Origin of the sequence: Ferrimonas sp. (genome assembly GCF_048263965.1) — a bacterium.
Lineage (GTDB): Bacteria > Pseudomonadota > Gammaproteobacteria > Enterobacterales > Shewanellaceae > Ferrimonas.
This window is the reverse complement of the sequence record NZ_JBLXDO010000001.1, coordinates 1-22,121: the sequence shown is the minus strand read 5'-3', so window position 1 is coordinate 22,121 and position 22,121 is coordinate 1. Positions and strand designations below refer to the sequence as shown.

At 59.3% G+C, this 22,121-nt stretch carries 22 protein-coding genes; 7 read left to right on the top strand and 15 right to left on the bottom strand.

Going from position 1 to position 22,121, the window contains the following annotated elements; genetic code table 11:
* Positions 1–35: 35 nt before the first annotated feature.
* The 7 genes from ACN0RV_RS00110 to ftsY form a co-directional block, all read right to left on the bottom strand.
* Positions 36–908 carry a hypothetical protein gene (locus ACN0RV_RS00110; RefSeq protein ID WP_417344472.1) on the bottom strand — a complete coding sequence of 291 codons (873 nt, stop codon included), beginning with the start codon at positions 906–908 and terminating at the stop codon, positions 36–38.
* Positions 909–1,141: 233 nt separating this feature from the next.
* On the bottom strand, positions 1,142–2,020 hold the full coding sequence (locus ACN0RV_RS00105) for an AraC family transcriptional regulator (protein ID WP_417344470.1): 879 nt from the start codon (positions 2,018–2,020) through the stop codon (positions 1,142–1,144).
* A gap of 60 nt (positions 2,021–2,080) precedes the next feature.
* Positions 2,081–2,365, bottom strand: coding sequence for a YkgJ family cysteine cluster protein (locus tag ACN0RV_RS00100; RefSeq protein ID WP_417344468.1), 285 nt, complete (start codon positions 2,363–2,365; stop codon positions 2,081–2,083).
* 68 nt (positions 2,366–2,433) lie between these two features.
* Positions 2,434–3,294, bottom strand: a complete 861-nt coding sequence (gene rpoH / locus ACN0RV_RS00095; RefSeq protein ID WP_286340942.1) for an RNA polymerase sigma factor RpoH — start codon at positions 3,292–3,294, stop codon at positions 2,434–2,436.
* Positions 3,295–3,378: 84 nt separating this feature from the next.
* Entirely contained in the window at positions 3,379–4,332 is a 954-nt protein-coding gene (gene ftsX, locus ACN0RV_RS00090; RefSeq protein WP_417344465.1) for a permease-like cell division protein FtsX, read from the bottom strand.
* Entirely contained in the window at positions 4,329–5,006 is a 678-nt protein-coding gene (gene ftsE / locus ACN0RV_RS00085; RefSeq protein ID WP_417344463.1) for a cell division ATP-binding protein FtsE, read from the bottom strand. Before ftsE ends, ftsX begins: the two co-directional genes overlap by 4 nt.
* A 3-nt stretch (positions 5,007–5,009) precedes the next feature.
* Positions 5,010–6,344, bottom strand: a complete 1,335-nt coding sequence (gene ftsY / locus ACN0RV_RS00080; RefSeq protein WP_417344461.1) for a signal recognition particle-docking protein FtsY — start codon at positions 6,342–6,344, stop codon at positions 5,010–5,012.
* Positions 6,345–6,468: 124 nt separating this feature from the next.
* Here ftsY and rsmD point away from each other — a divergent pair, with 124 nt between their 5' ends.
* A complete protein-coding gene (rsmD, locus tag ACN0RV_RS00075) occupies positions 6,469–7,074 on the top strand; it encodes a 16S rRNA (guanine(966)-N(2))-methyltransferase RsmD (RefSeq protein ID WP_417344459.1) in 606 nt (201 codons plus the stop codon).
* Positions 7,074–7,316 (top strand): DUF1145 domain-containing protein, encoded by a 243-nt coding sequence (locus ACN0RV_RS00070; protein ID WP_417344458.1) that lies wholly within the window; start codon positions 7,074–7,076, stop codon positions 7,314–7,316. The genes rsmD and ACN0RV_RS00070 overlap by 1 nt, the downstream gene beginning before the upstream one ends.
* On the opposite strand, the gene ACN0RV_RS00065 is transcribed toward ACN0RV_RS00070, so the two are convergent.
* Positions 7,310–8,314, bottom strand: a complete 1,005-nt coding sequence (locus tag ACN0RV_RS00065; protein WP_417344456.1) for a sensor domain-containing diguanylate cyclase — start codon at positions 8,312–8,314, stop codon at positions 7,310–7,312. The genes ACN0RV_RS00070 and ACN0RV_RS00065 overlap by 7 nt on opposite strands.
* A 334-nt stretch (positions 8,315–8,648) precedes the next feature.
* Here ACN0RV_RS00065 and ACN0RV_RS00060 point away from each other — a divergent pair, with 334 nt between their 5' ends.
* Both ACN0RV_RS00060 and ACN0RV_RS00055 read left to right on the top strand, forming a co-directional pair.
* The gene (locus ACN0RV_RS00060; protein WP_417344454.1) at positions 8,649–9,803 is read left to right on the top strand and encodes an HD-GYP domain-containing protein; all 1,155 of its coding nucleotides are present in this window, start codon (positions 8,649–8,651) and stop codon (positions 9,801–9,803) included.
* A 101-nt stretch (positions 9,804–9,904) separates the two neighbouring features.
* Positions 9,905–10,678: a hypothetical protein gene (locus ACN0RV_RS00055; RefSeq protein ID WP_417344453.1), complete on the top strand. Its 774-nt coding sequence runs from the start codon at positions 9,905–9,907 to the stop codon at positions 10,676–10,678.
* Here ACN0RV_RS00055 and ACN0RV_RS00050 read toward each other — a convergent pair.
* Positions 10,675–11,091, bottom strand: coding sequence for a YybH family protein (locus tag ACN0RV_RS00050; protein WP_417344451.1), 417 nt, complete (start codon positions 11,089–11,091; stop codon positions 10,675–10,677). The genes ACN0RV_RS00055 and ACN0RV_RS00050 overlap by 4 nt on opposite strands.
* 92 nt (positions 11,092–11,183) lie before the next feature.
* Here ACN0RV_RS00050 and ACN0RV_RS00045 point away from each other — a divergent pair, with 92 nt between their 5' ends.
* Positions 11,184–11,735, top strand: a complete 552-nt coding sequence (locus ACN0RV_RS00045) for a lysophospholipid acyltransferase family protein (RefSeq protein ID WP_417344449.1) — start codon at positions 11,184–11,186, stop codon at positions 11,733–11,735.
* On the opposite strand, the gene ACN0RV_RS00040 is transcribed toward ACN0RV_RS00045, so the two are convergent.
* The 4 genes from ACN0RV_RS00040 to hutC all read right to left on the bottom strand — a co-directional run bounded on the left by ACN0RV_RS00040 (position 11,723) and on the right by hutC (position 17,048).
* Entirely contained in the window at positions 11,723–12,982 is a 1,260-nt protein-coding gene (locus ACN0RV_RS00040; RefSeq protein ID WP_417345366.1) for a mechanosensitive ion channel family protein, read from the bottom strand. The two genes, ACN0RV_RS00045 and ACN0RV_RS00040, sit on opposite strands and share 13 nt — an antisense overlap.
* A gap of 119 nt (positions 12,983–13,101) precedes the next feature.
* Positions 13,102–14,634, bottom strand: a complete 1,533-nt coding sequence (hutH, locus tag ACN0RV_RS00035) for a histidine ammonia-lyase (RefSeq protein WP_417345364.1) — start codon at positions 14,632–14,634, stop codon at positions 13,102–13,104.
* A complete protein-coding gene (gene hutU / locus ACN0RV_RS00030) occupies positions 14,634–16,322 on the bottom strand; it encodes a urocanate hydratase (RefSeq protein ID WP_417344447.1) in 1,689 nt (562 codons plus the stop codon). The genes hutH and hutU overlap by 1 nt, the downstream gene beginning before the upstream one ends.
* Before the next feature lie 18 nt (positions 16,323–16,340).
* Positions 16,341–17,048, bottom strand: coding sequence for a histidine utilization repressor (gene hutC, locus ACN0RV_RS00025; RefSeq protein ID WP_417344446.1), 708 nt, complete (start codon positions 17,046–17,048; stop codon positions 16,341–16,343).
* Between the two features lie 109 nt (positions 17,049–17,157).
* On the opposite strand from hutC, the gene hutI reads away from it, so the two are divergent.
* Both hutI and mtnC read left to right on the top strand, forming a co-directional pair.
* Positions 17,158–18,387: an imidazolonepropionase gene (hutI, locus tag ACN0RV_RS00020; protein WP_417344444.1), complete on the top strand. Its 1,230-nt coding sequence runs from the start codon at positions 17,158–17,160 to the stop codon at positions 18,385–18,387.
* 71 nt (positions 18,388–18,458) lie between these two features.
* Positions 18,459–19,145: an acireductone synthase gene (gene mtnC, locus ACN0RV_RS00015; RefSeq protein WP_417344442.1), complete on the top strand. Its 687-nt coding sequence runs from the start codon at positions 18,459–18,461 to the stop codon at positions 19,143–19,145.
* A 37-nt stretch (positions 19,146–19,182) separates the two neighbouring features.
* Here the strand turns inward: mtnC and ACN0RV_RS00010 are convergent, their stop codons facing one another.
* Both ACN0RV_RS00010 and ACN0RV_RS00005 read right to left on the bottom strand, forming a co-directional pair.
* On the bottom strand, positions 19,183–19,608 hold the full coding sequence (locus ACN0RV_RS00010; RefSeq protein WP_417344440.1) for an acyl-CoA thioesterase: 426 nt from the start codon (positions 19,606–19,608) through the stop codon (positions 19,183–19,185).
* Positions 19,609–19,699: 91 nt separating this feature from the next.
* Complete coding sequence (locus ACN0RV_RS00005; RefSeq protein ID WP_417344438.1) at positions 19,700–21,538, bottom strand: AMP-dependent synthetase/ligase; 1,839 nt, start codon at positions 21,536–21,538, stop codon at positions 19,700–19,702.
* Positions 21,539–22,121 lie beyond the last annotated feature (583 nt).

Sequence of the window (22,121 nt, the reverse complement as noted above, 5' to 3'; positions counted from 1 at the left end):
CAGCAATCGCTGGCCCTTTGTCATTGTTCGGCAGTTTAGAAGCCAAACTTGCCATTGCTGTTGGCCCACTGCTCCTGGGGCGGAATCGCTTCGATGGTGTCCCAATGCTCGACAATCTTGCCTTTGCTCAGGCGGAACAGGTCGTAGAAGGCCACATGCTCACCGAGGAACTGCCCTTCGCTCACCGACAGCACGAAGTTGCCCTTACCCAGGGTGATGTGGTGCTTGGTGTAGATCATCGGGGTGCCCGCGTCCGCCAGTGCCCCGAGGGCGGCCATCAGCCCCTCCAGATCATCGGCCACGCCAGGGTTGTGCTGCAGATAGTCACCCTTGCCCCCATCGATGTAGTTGCTGATGTCCCCTGTGCCATCCATCAGAATGGTCTCGACAAACTCGGTGACGATCATGATGTTCTCGTCGGTGCGGTCCAGATCGCTGATTCGGGTCTCCCCATCGAACTGGGTGCGACCGCTGGCGTTGGGCGGCGCAATCTCCTGCAAGTTGTCCCAGTGCTCGACAATCAGCCCATTCTCGAAACGGAAGATGTCGAAGCCCGCCTTGGGGCCGAAGAAGTTGTACTCGGTATGCGCCACCACATACTCACCGTACTCGAACACCCGCTTCACATCCGCTTTGGCACTGCCTTCGGGCAGGGCCTGCAGCACCTCACCGAAGCCGGCCAGACCATCTTTCACCGCCAGGTTGTGCTGGGTGTACTTGTTGGGGTTGATGTAGGCCACAGGGGCCTGATCACCGGTCTCGATGCTCTCCAGCAGGGCCACCACCTTCTGCTCCTTGTCCGTGAGGGTCGGGGCCTCATTGTCGGAGTCGGAATTGGCACAACCCACCAGGCCCAGGGTCAGGACCAATGAGGTAGCGGCTGCCAGTTGTTTGATCTGATGTTTCATGACTGTCTCTCCCTTGGAATCTGCACACCATCCTAGATTTCTCTCGTCGATGAGGCGCGGTGGGTTAGAGCCTAAAAATGGTAAATATCGAACAATTAGACTTGCTAACCAGACCTGATAAACGGAGTTAAACAGAAAAAAGAGAGCCAAGATCGTCAAATGTCGGCGAATTGCCAGACAAATAGGGGATAAGCACTGGAGATTGCGCCATCGAGAAGCTGGTGAATATCCAACTACAGCGTGGGCGTGATAAAGCCCTGGCGAAACTGGCTGGGCGTCATTCGCACCTGTTTCTTAAAGTACTTAACGAAGTTGCTGGCATCTTCAAACCCAAGATCCAGGGCCATCTGAGACGAGGTGTCCTGGCTGATCACCAACCGCCGCTTGATCTCCAGGATGGTGTAGGCATCGATGGCCTGCTTGGCAGTCATCTCCATGGCCGCCTTACACAAGCAGTTGAGGGTCTTATAGGTAACGCCTATCTGGCTGGCGTACCAGTTGGCGTCCCGGGTCCGGTGAAAATGGGCCTCCAGCAGCTCCATGAAACGTCCCAGCCGGGCGCGCTGCTCATCCGGCAACCTCTCCTGGCGATGTTGCGGCTTAAGCCGGTGAAGCAACAGGTTCAGCGCGGAGAACAGATGCATCACCATCAGTGAGTCCGGCTGCTCCAAAGTGGTTTCCCTGGCCATCTCACCGGTCAGTGCCTGACAACGGGCCAGGTTTTCGGCGTCGAGTTGGGTCTGCGGATGGTGGTGTTGATTCAGATGAGTGGGGGTAAAACTGGTCAGGCGCATGTGGTTGTGCAACTTGTCCAGGAAGCCCTGGGTGAACAGCAACAGCTTGCCTTTCAGCTCGGAGCTGAATCGAAACGCCTGCACCTGTCCCGGCTGAACAAAGACCACGGTTCCGGGAGAAATGGGGTACTCCTGAAAGTCCACCATATGATGGCCCTGGCCCTGCTCAATCAACAACAGTTGGAAGAAGCGGATGCGGTGGGGAAGCTGAGGGTCATGCCGCTTCATGGCACGGCCAGAGAGGGACTGCAGAGATAAGATCTCAAGCTCCGCCTGATTGGTCCGACTCAGGTCAAACCCCACCTTGGGAATCGCCATCCCTGTCTCCGCTTCTGTTACCGACAGCCCAGTGTACTGGCTGCCAGCGCAGGCGCAAGGCTATCCCTTGAGTGCCGCCCCGGCTCTCAGGGACTCATAGGTGTCCTGCTCAAGCAGGGTGAGGGTCACCATCGCCTGCTCATCGGTACCGCCGCAGAGATCGGTGTCCGGCTTGAAGGCACCGCACACCACCGGGCGCGTAGGCTGACCGAACAGCTTGCACAGGTTGTTGTCATCCAGCTGAATGCAGCGCACACCGGCGGGCTTGCCATGGGGCATGCCGGGAATGGGGGAACTGATTGAGGGGGCGATGCAGCAGGCACCACAGCCGAGACGACACTCCATACTTCCCCCTTAACCGACTCGGGCCGGCAGAGCCGACCCGAAAATAAACTGATTGAATTTAAAGACCATTATTCCATCAAGTTCTTCAATTTCTTGATGGCGTTCTTCTCCAGCTGACGAATTCGCTCCGCGGATACCTGGTAGCGCTCCGCCAGCTCCTGCAGGGTGGTCTTCTCCTCATCCAGCCAGCGAGTCTTGAGGATCTCCTGACTGCGCTCATCCAGGGTTCGCAGGGCAGCGTAGAGCCTGTCCTTGGACTGGGAGTCGTGATCCTCCTGCTCGATCTCCAGCGCATGGTTGGAGCTCTGATCCTCCAGGTAGTGCACCGGCGCAAAGCTCACATCAGGCTCATCGGGCTCATTGGGGATGTCGAAGGAGGCGTCCTGAGCGGCCAGGCGGGATTCCATCTCCAGCACCTCGGACTCGCTCACGCCCAGGGACTCGGCCACGGTGGCGACCTCCTCCTGGGTAAACCAGCCAAGACGCTGCTTGGCTTTACGCAGGTTGAAGAACAGCTTGCGCTGGGCCTTGGTGGTGGCCACCTTAACGATACGCCAGTTCTTCAGAACGTATTCGTGGATCTCCGCCTTGATCCAGTGCACGGCGAAGGAGACCAATCGTACCCCAACCTCGGGATCGAAGCGCTTCACCGCCTTCATCAGGCCGATGTTGCCTTCCTGAATCAGGTCGGCTTGGGGCAGGCCGTAGCCGGAGTAGCTCTTGGCAACGTGAACAACGAAACGCAGATGGGACATGATCAGCGCCTTGGCCGAATCAATGTCGCCCTCCTGGCGCAATCGCACGGCCAGGTGGTACTCCTCTTCTGCTGACAGCATGGGGATGCCATTGACGGACTGGATGTAAGACTCCAGACTGCCGCCCCCTTGGGGGACCACCATCAAACCCAATGCTTGTTTTTTGTCGCTCATCGATACCTCAGAAATCAACTGGACCGGAGAGTCTATCATGAAACGGGATCCGCTTCACAGCTTCCTCAGTCTGACCTTTGGAGTCTACTGAGGTTCAATGGCGGTGAGATGACGCTGCACCGACAGCCAGGCCCCCAACCAGCATAGCAGCACCGAGGTGCCGACCATGGCGCCCAGCTCTGACAGAGAGAGGCCTTCGAGACGGAAGTTGCTCTGATAGCTGCTGACAAACTCGGCCAGGGCACCATCAAACCAGATCAGGATGGCGCTGACGCAGGTCCAGGCGATTACCGAGGCACTCAGCCCGTACCAGATGCCGGCATAGAGGAAGGGACGGCGAATGAAACCATTGGTCGCCCCCACCAGCTTCATCACCCGAATCTCATCCTGGCGCTGGGTGATGGCCATGCGGATGGTGTTGGCGGTCACCAGCACCACGGCACCAATCAGCAGGGCAGCCACACCCCAGGCCATCTTGGAGAGACTGGCCATCAGCGCCTTAAGCTGCAGCAGCCACTCCAGGTCCAGCCGGGCCATCTCCACCCCATTGAGCCCAGACAGCTTTTGTTTCAGCCGCTGCAGCCGCTCCACCTCGCGATATTGCAGGCTGGGGAGCACCCGGATCACCGGAGGCAGAGGGTTGTCATCCAGATACTGAAGGGCTTCGCCAAACTGAGACATCGCCTTGAAGTCCGCCAGGGAGTCATCGGCGGTGAAGTAATCCACCTGACCTACCTCCTCCATGCCACGCAGTTGCGACTGCAAACTGGCCAGTCGCTGCTCGGACAGGCCGGCATCGAGAAACAGGCTGATCTCTGTAGGATCGGTCCAGTGCTGCTGCACCTGGGCGGAGTTTTTTACCAATACCGCCAGCACCGTGGGCAGGCTCAGGCTGATCCCCAGCACCGCCATGGTCAGCAGTGAGGTCAGTGGCAGGCGCCACAGTTCACCCAATGAGGCAAACAGGTGACGGAAGTGGCTTTGCAGGTAAGCCATGAATCGGCGCCCCAGAGGCTGCTTGTCGGCCCCCAGGCTCATGAGCGGCCCCCCTGCAGATCTTCACTGATCATCCGGCCATCCCTCAGGGTAAGGTTGCGGTAACGCATGCGGGCGATCAGCCCCAGATCGTGGGTGGCGATCAGCACCGAGGTGCCGGTGCGGTTGAAGGTTTCAAACAGCGTCATGATCTCAAGGGAAAGCTTGGGATCCAGGTTACCCGTGGGCTCATCCGCCAGCAGCAACTTGGGCTTGCTGACGATGGCGCGGGCGATGCCCACGCGCTGCTGCTCACCCCCGGAGAGGTGCTCTGGCAGATAACCGAGCTTGTCACCCAGGCCCACCAGTTCCAGCGCAGCCCCCACCCGCTTGTCTATTTCACTGCCGCGATAGCCCTCGATGAGCAACGGCAAGGAGACGTTTTCCCGCACGGTGCGGTCCATCAGCAGGTTGTGGTCCTGGAAGATGATGCCAATCTGGCGGCGCAGGAAGGGGACCTTGCTGCGGGCAAGCCGCCCCACATCGTGGCCCAGCACCTGCACCCGGCCGGTGGTGGGCTTTTCGATGGCGGTGATCAGCTTGAGCAGGGTACTTTTACCAGCGCCACTGTGGCCGGTGAGAAACGCCATCTCTCCCGGCTCAACGGCAAAATCCACCTTGTTGAGGGCCTGGAAGCCCCCGGCGTAGACCTTACTGACCTGCTCAAAGCGAATCATGGATTACTCGTTATCCTCGGTAAACAGTGCCTCGATAAAGGCGGAGCTGTCGAAGGGTCTCAGGTCGTCGATACCCTCACCCACACCAATGTAACGTACTGGAATACCAAACTTATCGGCAAGTGCGAAGATCACACCTCCCTTAGCGGTGCCATCCAGCTTGGTCAGGGTCAGGCCGGTCAGGGAGACCGCCTCATCAAACAGCTGGGCCTGGCTGATGGCGTTCTGGCCGGTGCTGGCATCCAGAGTCAGCATCACCTCATGGGGCGCCTTCTCATCCAGCTTCTTCATCACCCGGACGATCTTCTTCAGTTCATCCATCAGGTGGGCCTTGTTCTGCAGACGGCCGGCGGTATCGGCGATCAGCACGTCGACACCACGGGCCTTGGCGGCCTGCAGGGCATCGAAAATCACCGAGGCACTGTCGGCACCGGTGTGCTGGGCGACGACGGGGATATTGTTGCGCTCCCCCCAGACCTGCAACTGCTCCACGGCCGCCGCACGGAAGGTATCACCCGCCGCCAGCATCACCGACTTGCCTTCAGCCTGGAACTGTTTGGCCAGCTTACCGATGGTGGTGGTCTTGCCCACACCATTCACCCCGACCATCAGGATGACAAAGGGGCCATCCGGGTTGTCGATCACCAGGGGCTGGTCCACCTTCTCCAGGGTGGTTCCCAGCTCACCCTTGAGGTGAGTGAACAGGGCATCGCTATCCTTGAGTTCACCGAAGCTGGCGCGCTCAGTCAGGCTGTCGATGATGCGGCTGGTGGTTTCCACCCCCACGTCCGCCAGCAGCAGCTGGGTCTCCAGCTCCTCGAACAGTTCATCGTCGATCTTCTTGCCGCGGAACAGGGCCAGGAAGCCGCCGCCGATGTTCTCCCGGGTCTTCTTCAGCCCCGCCTTGAGACGAGCAAAGAAGCCTCCCTTCTCCTCCTCCGGCTCTGCTTCCGGCTCAAGCTCGGGCTCAGGCTCAGGCTCAGGCTCAGGCTCGTGCTCGGGCTCAGGCTCGTGCTCGGGCTCAGGCTCGTGCTCGGGCTCAGCAGCAACCACTTCGACAACTGGCTCTGCCTCAGGCTCAACCTCGGGCTCGGCCTCAAGTTGAGGCTGCTCCTCAGACTTAGATTCAACCTCCACCTGGGGTTGCACCTCTTCGGCCTTGGGCTCTACCTCTGCTGGCTTTTCAGCAGCTTGTGGCTCGTTGGATTCATCTTGAGAAACCTGAGGCGCCTGCTCAGAGTCGGAGGGAGCGGGTGCGGCCTGCTCGGGCTGCTGCTCAACCTCGTCGTGCTTCTCGTCTTTGTTACGGCTAAACCAGGAAAAAATGCCTTTCGCCATCTCTTAAACCTTTACTGATGTTCGGGTCCCGCTGTGGTTAGGCTTGGGGCAGAGCCCCTGCTACAATAGCGAGTTTTTCAAGCGCCATAGTCTAACCACAAACGCAGCAAAAACCGAGGAATCCATGGCCAGAGGCTCGCGAAACCCCAAATCCCGCACATCCACCCAAGGTGGCAGTGGTCAGGTCCGCATCATCAGCGGTCGTTTTCGCGGCCGAAAACTGCCGGTCTCAGACCTCCAGGGGCTGCGCCCCACCACAGATCGGGTCAGGGAAACTCTGTTTAACTGGCTTCAGGGCGACACCCTGGATGCCCGGGTCCTGGACTGCTTCGCCGGCAGCGGTGCCCTGGGGCTGGAAGCGCTGTCCCGTTACGCCGCCAGCGTCACCCTGATGGAACTGGATAAAGGGGCCGCCTCTCAGCTCAAGCGCAACCTGACCACACTGGGCGCCGACAACGCCAGGGTGATCCAGGGTGATACCCGCGCCCTGCTGCAACAAGGGGGGCAGCCTCAGGATCTGGTGTTTGTGGATCCCCCCTTCCGTCAGGGACTGGTGGCACCGGTTCTGGCCCTGCTGGAGCAGGAGAACTGGCTGGCAGATCATGCCCTTATCTATGTGGAAACCGAATCTGAGCTGAGCCTGGAGGAGATTCCTCCCCACTGGACACTGCTCAAGGAGAAAGTGGCAGGCCAGGTGGCCTATCGACTGTTTCAGCGGGAGAGTGAATGATGAAATCTCTGTTTAAACTGGGCCGCGGCGCCACCCTGGTGGCCTGGGTGCTGATGATACTGAACCTGATCACCCCTTTACCCCTGGGTGAGTATCTGGCTCTGTTGCTGCTGCTGACCCTGGCGGCCCACGTGAGCCTGGCCGCGGTAACCCTGGTGATTCGCCAGCACGGGCTGGCGGCCAGCGGGCGTGTGTTGCTGTTTGGCCTGTTCGAGTTTTACCGTCCTGACCGGCCTCACTGAAGCAGTGGTTCACCGCAGCAACGGTTGCGCCCAAGCCCCTTCGCCCTGAGCAGATGACTGTCCAGCCGCTCCAGCATTTCAGGCTCCATGCTGGTGCGGTTCCAGCCGCCATAACCCACGGAAACGGTGAAGGTGAGCGCCTCGGGCGAGGTTGGCAGGGGGGAAGCCATGGCCAGCAGGCGAATCTTCTCAGCCAGTCCGGCCAAATTCTTGATGTCGATTCCGGGAATCAGCACCAGAAACTCCTCACCACTCCAGCGCACCACCAGATCCTCTTTGCGTACCGCCCCTTTGAGCAGAGCAGAGAAGTGGCACAGCAGTTCATCCCCTGTGATGTGGCCATAGGTATCGTTCACCTGCTTAAAGCGGTCGATATCCAGCATCATCATCCCCAGCACCATCTTGCCCGGTGATTTGGCCGCCAGACGCCCCCCCAAAGACAGCAACTCTTCCAGACGACTCTCCATGCCTCGGCGATTGAGTAGGTTGGTCAGAGGATCGGTGACACTGTCGTTGGCCAGGGCTTTCCCCAACTCAAGCAGATTCAGATCCGACTCGATGATGTTCACCACTGACTGCAACAGCGCCTGCCACTGATGAATGTGGTCCTGAGATACCAGATCATAGATACACAGGGTGCCAAACAGACAGCCATCGGGCTGACGCACCGGCAACCCCAGATAGCTGAGCACCCCTACCTGGGTTTCCCGGCCGTTGACCCACATCGGCTCCTCCCAGGCGTTGTCTACCGCCAGAGACGAACCGGTTTTCATCACCTGCTCACAGTAGAGGTCGACGATGGGAAACTTATCCCCGGGGGAGGTTAACGGCGGGCAGCCGTCACTGGTGGCCAGGATCTTCATATTCTCGGTGTCACAGCGGGAAAGGTAGGCCCCGGGTAAGCCGGTTACCTGGCTGAGCATGTTGAGCAGGTGATTCCACTGCTTTTGGGCGTGATTTTCCAGCTCCCCCAATAATCTGATGTCCTGCGCCGTCATGGTCACTCCTTTGATACAACCCAGCCCTCTAAACGGGACTCTTCACCTGGCCTCCTGGCGGGCACCTGATTACAAGGTAAGCAAAAGTTACCGTATTCGCGAACTGAATCTCTGCTTTACTGGCGCTTATCGGTCAAATACCGCTTAATTAACATTTTTTTTGCGTTAACAATGGCAGATAATGGCGGGAATGACGCTCAGCAAACTTAGGCAAATTACAAATCGCCGTTAAACACTCGTGGGAGAGTTGATCTCATCGCGTCAGTGGTTAAGGTAACTGAGAACCGGAGACCGAATCAGGGTCGCCCGTAAGGAAGAAGAATACGATAACAAGATGAAAATCATCCCGATAGAGCAGCTGGCGCTGGGCATGTATGTGGAGAGCATCCCAGATCATCCGTCACTGTCCATGGTACAGAAAGGCTATATCCAGGACCCCTCGGTCCTGGGGGTTCTGCGCAACCTCGGGGTGGAGCGCATCATCATCGATCCCAGCAAATCCAAACAGGCACCCGCCAGTGCTACCTGCGCGGCGGCCAAAGTCAAAGCCCCGGCCCCAAGCAAAGCCAGTCTCAAGAGTGAACTTCCCAGGGCAAAGAAACTGCTCAACCAGGCCAAGAAGCTGCAATCCAGGCTGATGTCCGACGTCAAGCTGGGACAGAAGATCGACCTGCAGCCGGTGAACGCCATGGCGGATGAGTTTATCGGAAGCGTATTCCGTAACCCCAGCGCCCTGGCCTGCCTGCGCCTGATCAAGGATAAGGATGATTATCTTCTGGAACATTCACTGGGAGTGACCATCCTGATGACCCTGTTCGCCAGAGCCCTGGGGATCAGCGGCACCACACTGCATCAGCTCTGTGTGGGCTCCCTGCTGCACGATATTGGCAAGGTCCGTATTCCCGAAGAGATCCTCAACAAGCCGGGCAAACTGACCCCAGAGGAGTTCGAGGTGATGAAGAGCCACGCGGCCCACAGCCGCACCATCATCGCCGCCACTCCCGGCATCAGCAAGGTCAGCCTGGATGTCGCTGCCATGCACCATGAGAAGCTGGACGGCACGGGCTACCCCATGGGCCTCAAGGGAGAGCAGATCTCCATGGCGGGCCGTATGGTGGCCATCTGCGACATCTATGACGCCATGACCGCCGACCGGGTCTACCACAAGGGGATGGCCCCCACCCTGGCCCTGAAACGCCTGCTGGAGATGACTCCTCACGCCCTGGATAAGAACCTGGTGGTGAAGTTCATCCAGACCCTGGGCGTCTACCCCAACGGCTGTATGGTTGAGCTTGCCAGCGGCAGGGTGGGCATCGTCATGGAGACTCAGGACAGAAAGCCCACCAAACCTCTGGTGAAGGTGGTGTACAACCTGAAGAGCCATACCCATGTGATGCAGTCGGAGATTGAGCTGGAGAAGCACAATGATTCCATCGTCAAGGCGATCGACCCAAGAGACTACAAGTTGGACCTGACCAACTACCTCTAGGCAGCTATGACAAACAAAGGGGCAGGCAACCCCTTTTGTTGCTGGACTTCGTTAACAGGACAGGTTAACGTACGCACCCCAATTGAGAACAGTTATCATTTATGAACTACTTGATCGCCAGTCTGCTGATCCTGGCCGTCGGCCCCATTCTCCACCATGGTCTGAAAAACTGGACCGGAATCATCACCGCCATCGGCGCCTTCGTGATGGTCTCTCTGGGTGGCCTGGTGCTGTTCGACGTCCTGCCCCAGGTGGTCACTCTAGGGGGACTGCCGGCAATCCTCTTTGTTCTTCTGGGGCTGTTTGGCCCAACCCTGTCAGAGAAACTGTTTAAAAGGCACTCCGCCTTTGCCCATAACCTGACCGTCGCCCTCGGGGTGTTTGGCCTGCTACTGCACGCGGTCACTGATGGCAGTGCTCTGTTTATGGCGGCCAACGAGCAGGGCCCGCTGCTGCTGGCCTTCGGCATTATCCTCCACCGGATGCCTGCCGGCTTGGCGGTATGGTGGCTGCTGCGTCCCGCCTACGGACGACTGATCGCCGTTGGCGTACTCGGACTGATGATGGCCGCCACCCTGATCGGGTACAAATTGGGACCCGAACTGCTGCACCACATGACCGCCACCCACATCGTCTACCTGCAGTCCTTCGTTACCGGCTCCATCCTTCATGTACTCTGGCATCGCCCCCATGAACGACACAGCCACGATCATGATCATCACCATGGCGGCCTGCCGGCCATCAACTCCGCCCACTGGATTGGCGGCGGCCTGGGATTGCTGTTCCTGGTGCTGTTAATGGTGGCCCATCCGGACCACGGCCACAGCGGCGCCAGTGATCATCTTCATGGCGAGGAGCAACACCAGGGGCACTAACTGGTGTGGTCGTGGACGATGCGCCACTGCCCCTCCAGCTTGCGAAATATCAGGGTGAACTCGCCTCCAGGCTGATCCTTTTCACGGATCAGTGTCCAGCGGCCAACCACCAGGGCGGCATCCTCCGCCAGCAACTGCACCGACTCCAGCTCAAACTGCAGCTGACCCATGGTGGCGGCGTCCGGATAGCGATTCAGATACCCCTTGAGGGTGGTATCCCAGCCGTACTTGATCTTGCCGCCGGAGATAAACCTCAGTTGGTCGCTGTGCCAGTAACCCTGCATATAGCCGGGAATGTCTCCCTGGTTCCAGGCCTGACGCTGCTGCTCCAGCACCTGTCGGATCTCCGCCTCGTTGGCCCACAGGCCCGCACTGAATAGCAGGGCCATCAGCCCTATCACCACACGCTTCATTCCACTCCTCCCTGTATTGGCCCGTTTTGGGGCACTTTTCCCAATTGGTATACTCAATACACTATGCATCAGACACTAACCACCTGACCACTATGAGGCAATCTTTCTCCGCTTGGCTGCTCAAACGGCTTGGCTGGACCATCGAGGGCGAGATACCTGCCCGCGGGCGCTACATCGTTATCGTTGGTCCTCACACCAGTAACTGGGACTTCCCCCTGGGGATGCTGGCCCAGTGGGCCCTGGGCATGAGCGCCAACTTCATCGGCAAGCACCAGCTGTTTCGCTGGCCCACCGGCTGGCTGTTCCGGGCCCTGGGGGGCTTCCCGGTCAACCGCGGCAAACAGAACAACCTGGTCAGCACCGCCGTCGAGTTGTTCGCCACCCAGGACAACTTCATCCTTGCCCTGGCGCCGGAAGGCACAAGAAAGCCGGTCTCCCGATGGAAAACCGGCTTCTATCACATCGCCCGCCAGGCCCAGGTGCCCATCTACTGCGCCGGGCTGGACTTCAAGGAGCGCCGGGTGGTGATCCGCCCTCCGCTGATGGCCGGAGAGAACATCGTCGAGGACATGAACACCATCCTCGACTTCTTCCGCGCTATCCCAGGCAAATATCCCCAGCCGGTGCCCCGTTACGAGGAGTGAACCGCGGCCCGGGCAAAATCCTCGCCTGTGGGCCGCTGCATCGGCTTAAGCTCAAACTCCGGCAGTATGGCAAACAGGTGATCGAAGATGTCCGCCTGGATCCCCTCATACACCGGCCAGCGGGTGTCATTGGTAAAGCAGTAGATCTCCAAGGGAAGCCCAAGTTCACTGGGGGCCAGTTGACGCACCATCATGGTCATCTCCGGCCGCAGGTGGCTGCTGGCCTGAAGGTAGGCATCCAGGTAGGCCCGCAGGCACCCCAGGTTGGTCAGGCGACGGCCGTTCACCGTCATCGCCATGTCCTCACGCCCGGCATTGGCCTCGGCCAACTCCGAATGCTTTTGCGCCAGGTAGGGCGCCAGCAAGCTGATCTCCTTGAGTTTGGCCAACAGAGTTTCATCCACAAATTTCACGGAATTCACATCCAGCAGCACGGAACGTTTGATGCGCCGCCCTCCGGACTCCTGCATTCCACGCCAGTTTCGGAAAGAGTCCGTGGTCAGCGCATAGGCGGGGATCATGGTGATGGTCATGTCCCAGTTCTGCACCTTGACCGTCGTCAGGGTGACCTCAAGCACCTCACCGTCGGCACCGTACTTGGCCATCTCGATCCAATCTCCCGGACTGACCAGGCGGTTGGCGGCCAACTGGATGCCGGCCACAAACCCTAAGATGGTGTCACGGAACACCAACATCACCAGACCGGTGGCCACACCCAAGCCGGAGAGCAGGTAGAGCGGCGACTTATCCAGCAGGATGCCGACAAACAGGATCAGGCCGACAATGAACAGGAACAGCTTGGTCAGTTGGACGATGCTCTGCACCGGCAGCCTGCGCCCCTCAGGACGGGTGGCGATCAGCACCCGCACGATATCCAGCATCCCGAAGAACACCCTGAGCACCATCACCAGCATGATCAGTTCCAGGGCCCGGGAGACCAGGTTCTGCCAGGTGGGCCATAGGCTCAGCACCATGGGCGAGAACAGATCCAGCACCACGATGGGCGCGATCTGCGCCAGTTTCTCCAGCACCCTGAACTGTTGAACTGGCACGGACCAGGCGGTATTGCGGGCGATCACCTTGCGTGCCCCGCTGACCAGCACTCGCATAAACAGCCCATACACCAACAGCGCAGTGACCAGGGCGATCACCGCCAGAACCACCACGGTAATGGGGTCATCCCCCTTGGTGGGCATGTCCATGCTGGTCAGCCACTGGGCAAGCCAGTGACGCATCTCATTCTTAATCTCTTGTTCCACGAGGGGGTCCACCAATAGGGTAATGACTCCAGAATACTGGCAGAGCCAACTAGAAAAAAGCCCCGCAGATGCGGGGCTTGTCTCAATTATCGGCTAGCCTGCCTAGATTATAGGCTAGGAAGAACCCCTTGGGGCAACAGGGTGTTGTAACCCGCTTCAAACAACAACTCGGTGGCCCGGGTAATGTCCGGGGCGAAGTACCTGTCCTTGTCGTAGAAACTGACCCGTTGACGCAGCTGCGCCTTGGCCTGCTCCACCTGGGTGCTGGCCTTCAGCGGCTTGCGGAAATCCAGGCCCTGGGCCGCCGCCAGCAGTTCCACCGCCAGCACGCCTCGGCTGTTCTCCGCCATCTCCCGCAGACGGCGGGCGGCGAAGGTGGCCATGGAGACGTGGTCCTCCTGGTTGGCCGAGGTGGGCAGGCTGTCTACGGAAGCGGGATGGGCCAGGGTCTTGTTCTCACTGGCCAGGGCCGCTGCGGTCACCTGGGCAATCATAAAGCCGGAGTTCACCCCGCCGTTGTCCACCAGGAAAGGCGGCAGGCCGGAAAGGTTACGGTCGATCAGCAGGGCGATACGACGCTCCGCCAGGGCGCCAATCTCGGCGATGGCGATGGCCAGGTTGTCTGCCGCCATGGCCACCGGCTCGGCATGGAAGTTACCGCCGGAGATGATGTCACCCTCGTCGGCAAACACCAGGGGATTGTCGGTGACGCCATTGGACTCCACCAGCAACACCTCGGCCGCCTGACGGATCTGGGTCAGACAGGCGCCCATCACCTGGGGCTGGCAACGCAGGGAGTAGGGATCCTGCACCTTCTCACAGCCAGCGTGGCTGTCACCCAGCTCAGAGTTCTCATCCAGCAGGTGACGGAACACCGCCGCAGAGTCCATCTGACCCCGTTGACCGCGTACTTCGTGGATGCGGGCATCGAAGGGGCGACGGCTGCCCAGAGCCGCTTCGACACTCATGGCTCCCACCACAGACGCGCCGGCCCACAGGTCTTCGGCACGGAACAGCCCCTGTAGCGCCAGAGCGGTGGACGCCTGAGTGCCGTTGAGCAGGGCCAGACCCTCCTTGGGCGCCAGCTCCATGGGGCTCAGCCCCGCCTTGGTCAGGCCGGTGGCGGCGTCGATGATCTCGCCGTGATAACGCACCTCGCCCTCACCCAGCAGTGGCAGCACCATATGGGACAGGGGGGCCAGGTCGCCGGAGGCACCCACAGAGCCCTTCTCAGGCACTATGGGGTAAACCTCGGCATTCACCAGGGCGATCAGGGCATCGATCACCTCACGGCGGATGCCGGAGAAGCCCCGGGCCAGGGAGTTGATCTTCAGCACCATCATCAAACGCACGGCGCTGTCGCTCATGGGCTCACCGGTACCGGCGGCATGGGACAATACGATGGAGCGCTGCAGCAGCGCCAGGTCGTCTTTGCCGATGCGGGTGTTGGCCAGCAGACCAAAACCGGTATTGATGCCATAGACCACGCGGTCCTCATCGATCACCTGCTGCACGGTGGCGGCACTCTTGTCGATGGCGGCGTAGGCGCTGTCAGCCAGGGTCAGCTTAACCCGTTGCTGATCGATGCTGCGCAGCTGGGCCAGAGTCAGCTGGCCCGGGTTCAGGGTCAGTTCCAGCATCATTTGTTCTCCATGGGCAGATCCAGGCCCTGCTCACGGGCACAGTTTTTGGCAATGTCATAACCGGCGTCGGCGTGACGCATGACACCTGTGGCCGGGTCATTCCACAGCACGCGACTGATGCGGGTGTCGGCCTCTTCACTGCCGTCACACAGGATGACGATGCCGGAGTGCTGGGAGAAGCCCATACCCACACCCCCGCCGTGGTGCAGGCTCACCCAGGTGGCACCACCTGCGGTGTTGAGCATGGCGTTCAGCAGAGGCCAATCGGATACGGCATCGGACCCGTCCATCATCCCTTCGGTTTCCCGGTTGGGGGACGCCACGGAGCCAGAATCCAGGTGGTCACGGCCGATCACCACAGGGGCTTTCAGTTCACCGTTTTTCACCATCTCGTTGAAGGCACGTCCCAGGCGGGCACGATCTTTCAGACCCACCCAGCAGATACGGGCAGGCAGGCCCTGGAAGTGGATGCGCTCGCGAGCCATGTCCAGCCAGTTGTGCAGGTGCGGGTCATCGGGGATCAGCTCCTTCACCTTCTGGTCGGTCTTATAGATATCCTCTGGATCACCGGACAGGGCCACCCAGCGGAAGGGACCAATGCCTTCGCAGAACAGCGGGCGGATGTAGGCCGGCACGAAACCGGGGAAGTCGAAGGCGTTCTTCACCCCCTCTTCCAGCGCCATCTGACGAATGTTGTTGCCGTAATCCAGGGTCGCGGCACCGCGCGCCTGCAGGTCCAGCATCGCCTGAACCTGAACCGCCATGGAGGCCTTGGCCGCCTTCACCACCGCAGCCTCATCGGTCAGGCGCATCTCGGCGGCCTGAGCCATGGTCCAGCCCTGGGGCAGGTAACCGTTCAGCGGATCATGGGCAGAGGTCTGGTCGGTGACCACATCCGGGGTGATCCCCTTCTCCACCAGCTCACCGAAGATGTCGGCGGCGTTGGCCAGCAGGCCCACAGACACCGGCTTACCTTCCGCCTTGGCCTGGTCGATCATCCCCATCGCCTCATCCAGGCTGTAGGCTTTCTTATCCACGTAACCGGTACGCAGACGGAAATCGATGCGGGTCTCATCACACTCAACGGCGATCATGGAGAAACTGGCCATGGTGGCGGCCAGAGGCTGGGCGCCGCCCATGCCACCCAGGCCACCGGTGAGGATCCAGCGACCGGCAGCCTTTCCGTCGAAGTGCTTCTTGGCCACGGCAACGAAGGTCTCATAGGTGCCCTGCACAATGCCCTGGGTACCGATGTAGATCCAGGAGCCGGCGGTCATCTGGCCGTACATGGCCAGGCCCTTCTTATCCAGCTCATTGAAGTGTTCCCAGTTGGCCCAATGGGGCACCAGGTTGGAGTTGGCGATCAGCACCCGGGGGGCGTTCTCGTGGGTTTTGAACACGCCCACGGGCTTGCCAGACTGAACCAGCAGGGTCTCATCCAACTCCAGGCGTTTCAGGGTATCGACGATCTGATCGAAGCACTCCCAGTTACGGGCGGCGCGACCGATGCCGCCGTACACCACCAGCCCCTGGGGGTGCTCTGCCACATCCGGATCCAGGTTGTTCATCAGCATCCGCAGGGGCGCTTCGGTCTGCCAGCTCTTGGCGTTCAGTTCAGTGCCTCGCGGTGCACGGATCACCCGGCTCTCGTCCAGGCGGCTTGCGGTGTCCTTGTTGGTGCTCATCGTGATCTCCTCACTGTTCTAATTGTCCATCACCAGGTGGCCACCCAGCCGATAGCGGCTTCCAGGGTGAGTCAGTCTGGCAAAGCTCACCGCACCGGAGCGACTCCAGGTGCGGCGTAAAATTCTCAAACAGGGCTCGTTTGGCCCCAGTTGCAGCAACTCTGCGGTGGCCTTGTCCACCACCACCGCCTCCACCTCGTGGTGGGCTTCGGTCAGGGGCGCAACCTGACTCAGGTACTCATGGGGCGTCTGCAGGGCAAAATCCTGATCCAGGTATCCAGGCACCAGCGCCAAGTTGACGTAACGGTGCTCCAGCTGCATCGGCAGCCCCTCCTCCAGGTGCAACAGGGCGGTGTGGCCCACTTCGGTTCCTGGTGTCAGGCCCAGAGCGATGGCCACCTCGGTGTCCACAGCCAGCCGGGTTTTGGCCAGCACCTTCACCCTGTGGTCCTTGCCCCGCCCCTTCACCTCATCGGCAATGTTACGAATGGTCAGCATAGATCCCTGAGACTTTAGGGACGCCACAAAGGTCCCCTGCCCCTGACTGCGCACCAGCACCCCCTGCTCCACCAGCTCGGTGAGGGCCCGACGCGCGGTCATCCGACTACACTCAAACTGTCCGGCCAGGGCGTTCTCCGAAGGCACCTTGGCGTGCTCGGCCAAGGCTCCCTGCTCAATCAGCTCGGTGAGGTGCTGCTTAATTTCAATGAATTTTGGTGCGGCCAATGTGGGCTCCCAGGGTGGTTTCTTCGATCAAAAATGACACAGACAACTTGTATATACAAGCAAAGATTGCCAGAATGCCCATAGATAATTTGAGCCCAAGGAGCGCGAAATGGAGTGGGATCAGCTTTGGATTGACATCAATCTGGCCACCATGGATCCAGACAGATCAGGCAGCTATGGTGAGATTGAGGACGCCGCCCTGGCAGTCAAAGATGGCCAAATTGCCTGGGTGGGCCCGCGCTCTGAACTGCCCGAGTTTGACCCCCTCTCCATTCCGGTGGTCAAGGGCAACGGCCAGTGGCTGACCCCAGGCTTGGTGGACTGCCATACCCACCTGGTGTTTGCCGGCACCCGGGCCAGCGAGTTCGAGGCCAGGCTTAACGGCGCGACCTACGAAGAGATCGCCCGCCAGGGTGGCGGCATCCTTTCCACGGTCAAGGCCACTCGGGACGCGGACAGGGAAACCCTGTTCCAGCTGGGGCGCGAGCGCCTCAACGCGCTGCTGGCTGAGGGCGTGACCCGGGTAGAGATCAAATCGGGATACGGGCTGGATACCGAAACCGAGCATAAGATGCTGAGCCTGGCCCGCTACCTGGGCGAGGTTCACCCCTTGGATGTCCACACCACCTTCCTCGGTGCCCACGCCGTGCCTGCCGACTACAAGGGCAAGGAACAGGCCTATGTGGACCTGGTGTGCGATGAGATGATTCCCGCCATCGCCGCCGACAAACTGGCCGACGCCGTGGATGTGTTCTGTGAAAACATCGCCTTCGACCTGGAGCAGACGGAGCAGGTGTTCCGCAAGGCCCAGGAGTACCAGCTTCCGGTGAAATTGCACGCCGAGCAGCTGTCCAACATGGGTGGCAGCAAGCTGGCCGCCCGTTATCAGGCGCTGTCGGTCGACCATATCGAGTGCCTGGATGAAGAGGGTGTTCAGGCCCTGGCCGAGTCCGGCACCGTCGCCGTGATTCTCCCCGGTGCCTTCTACTTCCTCAGAGAGACCCGCAAGCCCCCCATCGACCTGCTGCGCCAGTACGGCGTCCCCATGGCCGTCGCGTCGGATTTCAACCCGGGCAGTTCCCCCCTGTGCTCCACCCTGCTGATGATCAATATGGCCTGCACCCTATTTGGCCTCACCCCGGCTGAAGCCCTGGCCGGCGTCACCCGCAACGGCGCCCGCGCCCTCGGCGTCGGTGACCGTGTGGGGCAGCTCAAAGTCGGTATGGAGGCCGATCTGGCTCAGTGGGCCATCGGCCACCCCGCTGAACTGGCCTGGCAATACGGCAACCGCCCCTGCAAAGCGGTCTACAAGGGCGGAAAAGTAGTACGAATGGGTTAAGTTAAAGCTGGCATTGAACACGCCTCGGCGCTAAAATTTGCGCTGATGCGACTTTATTTATTGTAGGGACTATGGGAATTCAAGCCGTTATCGTAGACACCGCCGGTACCACCACGGATTACGACTTCATTCAGAAAGTGTTGTTTTCTTACTCAGCCAATGAGATGGCTAAGTTTATCGAAGACAATCAAGACCACGTGGTGGTTTCCCACTGTATCGATGACGTCAAGGAGTTGGCTGGCGAACCCGATGCAGACCTGCCTCGCGTCGTTGAGATCCTGCTGGAATGGATCGCCCAGGATAAGAAGGCCACCCCCCTTAAAACTATCCAGGGGATGATCTGGCGCCAGGGCTATCAGAAAGGTGCGCTGGAAGGCCACATCTACCCCGATGCCATGGAAGCCCTGAAGTCCCTCAAACAGCAGGGCACGCGCATCTACAGCTACTCCTCCAGTTCTACAGAAGCACAGGAACTGCTGTTCCAGCACAGTCAGTTTGGCGACCTGCGCAACATGTTCCATGGCCACTTCGATACCCACGTGGGTCAGAAGGTGGAGTCTCAGGCCTACCGCAACATCATCAACACCATCAGCATGTGGCCCAACCTGATCCTGTTCATCTCCGACAGCCTGGAAGAGCTCAATGCCGCCAAGGCCGCCGGCCTGAAAACCTGCCAGATCGTTCGCTCCGACTCGGTGCGACAAGGCAAGCATCAGGTGATTGAAGACTTCAGCCACCTCAAGCTTTCAAGTTTCTAAAAAAAGCGGCCAACTGGCCGCTTTTTTGATGCCCTTTTCACTCAGTGAAATGGCTGGGCTCAATCCATGGCTTATCCCCCAGCAGCGGCCCCAGGGCCTCACGAATCTCATCGGGTATGCGCACCGGCTTCTCTTCGCCATAGTCATAGTGGACCATGGCCACTTCGGCTCTGGCCACCACCTTTCCCCCCTGGGAGGCCTGGTGCCAAATCTTCAATGAGCTGTTGCCCACCTGGTTGACCCCTGTGGTGATCACCACGTCCTGGCCGTAATAGGTTGGCAGAAGATAGTCCACCTTGAATCCAGCCAGGATCAGATTCCACTCTCTGTGGTCAAGGCTGGGAACGAAGCAGCGAAAGATGGGCGTGCGGGCCTCTTCAAACCAAACAGGCACCACAGTGTTGTTGATGTGACCCAGGGCATCGGTTTCAGAAAACCTGGGACTCAGGGTAATGGTATGCATGGCAACTCCTTTTCTATGCACAAAAAAGGGTGCCTGTGAGGCACCCTCTTCGTCAAGCGCTGTGCTCAGACCGAAGTGATTGACACCGGTATTACTTCATCGACGCCTTCTTACGCTCGACCAGCTTCTTGGCTTTGCTGTACATGGCATCAATCTCTTCGGCAAACCGTTCGTTGATCACCTTGCGTCTCAGCTTCAGAGTCGGGGTCAATTCGCCACGCTTCATGCAGAACTCTCGGGGCAGCAAGGTGAATTTCTTCACCTGTTCGAACTTGGCCAGCTCCTGCTGTACCTCCTTCAGACGCTGCTCGAAGTGCTCCACCACGTCGGAGTGCTGAATCAGCTCCAGCTGATCCTTATACTTGATGCCTTTCTCCTTGGCCCAGCTCTCCAGAGATTCGAAGGCCGGCACAATCAGCGCAGACACATAGTTACGGGCTTCGGCCACCACCGCCACCTGCTCGATCAGAGGATCTCGGGCTACCATCCCTTCGACCCGCTGAGGCGCAATGTACTTACCGTTGGAGGTCTTCATCAGCTCCTTGATGCGATCGGTAATGTGAAGGTGTCCCTCGTCGTCCAGGAGGCCGGCGTCACCGGTCTTCATCCAACCATCCTCAAACACCTCAGCGGTCTCCTCGGGGCGGTTGTAGTAGCCTTTCATGACCGTGTCGCCCTTCACCAGGATCTCGTCATCCTTGCCAATCTTCACCTGAACCTCAGGCATGGGACGACCGTTACCCTTCAGGCGTATGGAGCCAGGCAATCCGCAGCTGACGGTGGCCGTGGTTTCTGTCATGCCATAACCGCAAAGCAAAGTAATGCCCACGGACTGGAAGAACTCGTGAACCACGTCATCGAGCTTGGCACCCCCACAGGGCATAAAGCGAATCTCTCCACCCAATACATCTCGGAGCTTGGACAGCACCAACTTGTCGGCCAGCTTTATCAGTTGCTGACGCAGTGGATTCGATCGCTGACCATTGTTGGCCGCCTCGAAGCGAATGCGGCCCTGGCGCAGAGCCCAATAGAACAGGAAGCGACGGGGGGCAGGCGCCTTGCCTACCTTGTCGGCCACAGCGCTGTACACCTTTTCATAGAATCGCGGCACGGCACACATCACCGCCGGTTTGAATTCGGTCAACGCCTTCTGCACATCGGCAGGGTTCTCCAGGAAGCCCACGTGAGCGCCTCGACCCAGGGCAAACAGAGTCCAGCCCCGCTCAAACACATGAGACAGAGGCAGGAAGGCCAGGGAGCGCTCGCCCGCGTTGAAGCTCAGAATACGGGAGTGCTGCCTGGTGGTGCTGGCGAAGTTGCGGTAATCCAGCATCACCCCTTTAGGCTCGCCTGTGGTCCCTGAGGTGTAGATCAGGGTCAGCAGATCATCCAGGCTGCGCCCATCGAGTCGCTCTTGGTGCTGAGCCTGGCAGTACTCGACGTCATACTCCAGAAGCTCATGGAAGTAGTGCTGAACCACAGGACAGTCGGCTTTGCTGATAGAGGGTTTCATCAGCACGATGTTGGTCAGGGTCGGACACTGCGCCGCCACTTCCAACGCCTTGTCATACTGCTCCTGATCGCCCACAAACAGCAGCTTGGCTCCGGCATCATTGATGATGTATCTGGCCTGATCTGCGGTATTGGTGGGGTAGATGGGCACAACAACGGAACGACACTGCATGGCCGCAAGATCCGTCATTGCCCAGCGGTCGGAGTTTTGGGCAAAGATCGCCACTTTGTCCTGGGTCTCGATCCCAAGGTGGATCATCACCCTAGCCAACTGAGTCAACCTTTCGCCCAGCACACGCCAGCTGATGGCATGCCACTCTCCCTTCTCGCGGTAGGAGATGGCCGGCTGCTCCGGCAGCGCCTTGATTTGGTCCTGAATCAGATCTACCAGGTGCAGATCTTCGAGAAGTTGGGTCACTGCTTACTCCCACCGCAACGGATTTAGCGTACAGATGTTCACTGTTTGCTGCGAATCTTACCCAACTCAGACCGGGCAGGTAAGGTTGATCTCACTTAAATTGTGCAGCAGAGCACGTTAAGCACCAACTGTTCAGACCAGTCATAGAGCAAAATCTCTAGGATCCTATGATTTCAAGGCCTACAGAGGAAAACCTCCAAATGCAAAGCCCAAGAATACAGGAACAAGTCGACGCCGACCTGCAGGTGAAATTCACTGCCTGAATGGGCACAAATAAAGCTTCTGCGTTGTGGTCTGAAAGTGTGACTTTGCTTTGCTGAAGCTGTCAGAGCAATCATAGTCAATTCATTATTATGCGGCCTCCCCCACCAACGGCGGTATTTAAAGCCGCTGGCCTGACATGCGCCAGGAAGACGATTGTGCGTGGGGGACGGGGAGGCTTCGTCGCTGCTTATTCATTACGAAGCGGCCTCCCTTAGCACCGTGATACCGGCGAACGCCGGTATCCAGTGATGTGATGGACGCCCCCCTACGATACGGCGTCAAATGCGCCAGAATTAAGTTGCGACACATAATTCAGAGA

Bases quoted from the DNA above. Each gene is read 5' to 3' on its own strand.
- ACN0RV_RS00110 (WP_417344472.1), bottom strand. From the start codon at position 908: ATGAAACATCAGATCAAACAACTGGCAGCCGCTACCTCATTGGTCCTG.
- ACN0RV_RS00105 (WP_417344470.1), bottom strand. From the start codon at position 2,020: ATGGCGATTCCCAAGGTGGGGTTTGACCTGAGTCGGACCAATCAGGCG.
- ACN0RV_RS00100 (WP_417344468.1), bottom strand. From the start codon at position 2,365: ATGGAGTGTCGTCTCGGCTGTGGTGCCTGCTGCATCGCCCCCTCAATC.
- rpoH (WP_286340942.1), bottom strand. From the start codon at position 3,294: ATGAGCGACAAAAAACAAGCATTGGGTTTGATGGTGGTCCCCCAAGGG.
- ftsX (WP_417344465.1), bottom strand. From the start codon at position 4,332: ATGAGCCTGGGGGCCGACAAGCAGCCTCTGGGGCGCCGATTCATGGCT.
- ftsE (WP_417344463.1), bottom strand. From the start codon at position 5,006: ATGATTCGCTTTGAGCAGGTCAGTAAGGTCTACGCCGGGGGCTTCCAG.
- ftsY (WP_417344461.1), bottom strand. From the start codon at position 6,344: ATGGCGAAAGGCATTTTTTCCTGGTTTAGCCGTAACAAAGACGAGAAG.
- rsmD (WP_417344459.1), top strand. From the start codon at position 6,469: ATGGCCAGAGGCTCGCGAAACCCCAAATCCCGCACATCCACCCAAGGT.
- ACN0RV_RS00070 (WP_417344458.1), top strand. From the start codon at position 7,074: ATGAAATCTCTGTTTAAACTGGGCCGCGGCGCCACCCTGGTGGCCTGG.
- ACN0RV_RS00065 (WP_417344456.1), bottom strand. From the start codon at position 8,314: ATGACGGCGCAGGACATCAGATTATTGGGGGAGCTGGAAAATCACGCC.
- ACN0RV_RS00060 (WP_417344454.1), top strand. From the start codon at position 8,649: ATGAAAATCATCCCGATAGAGCAGCTGGCGCTGGGCATGTATGTGGAG.
- ACN0RV_RS00055 (WP_417344453.1), top strand. From the start codon at position 9,905: ATGAACTACTTGATCGCCAGTCTGCTGATCCTGGCCGTCGGCCCCATT.
- ACN0RV_RS00050 (WP_417344451.1), bottom strand. From the start codon at position 11,091: ATGAAGCGTGTGGTGATAGGGCTGATGGCCCTGCTATTCAGTGCGGGC.
- ACN0RV_RS00045 (WP_417344449.1), top strand. From the start codon at position 11,184: ATGAGGCAATCTTTCTCCGCTTGGCTGCTCAAACGGCTTGGCTGGACC.
- hutH (WP_417345364.1), bottom strand. From the start codon at position 14,634: ATGCTGGAACTGACCCTGAACCCGGGCCAGCTGACTCTGGCCCAGCTG.
- hutU (WP_417344447.1), bottom strand. From the start codon at position 16,322: ATGAGCACCAACAAGGACACCGCAAGCCGCCTGGACGAGAGCCGGGTG.
- hutI (WP_417344444.1), top strand. From the start codon at position 17,158: ATGGAGTGGGATCAGCTTTGGATTGACATCAATCTGGCCACCATGGAT.
- mtnC (WP_417344442.1), top strand. From the start codon at position 18,459: ATGGGAATTCAAGCCGTTATCGTAGACACCGCCGGTACCACCACGGAT.
- ACN0RV_RS00010 (WP_417344440.1), bottom strand. From the start codon at position 19,608: ATGCATACCATTACCCTGAGTCCCAGGTTTTCTGAAACCGATGCCCTG.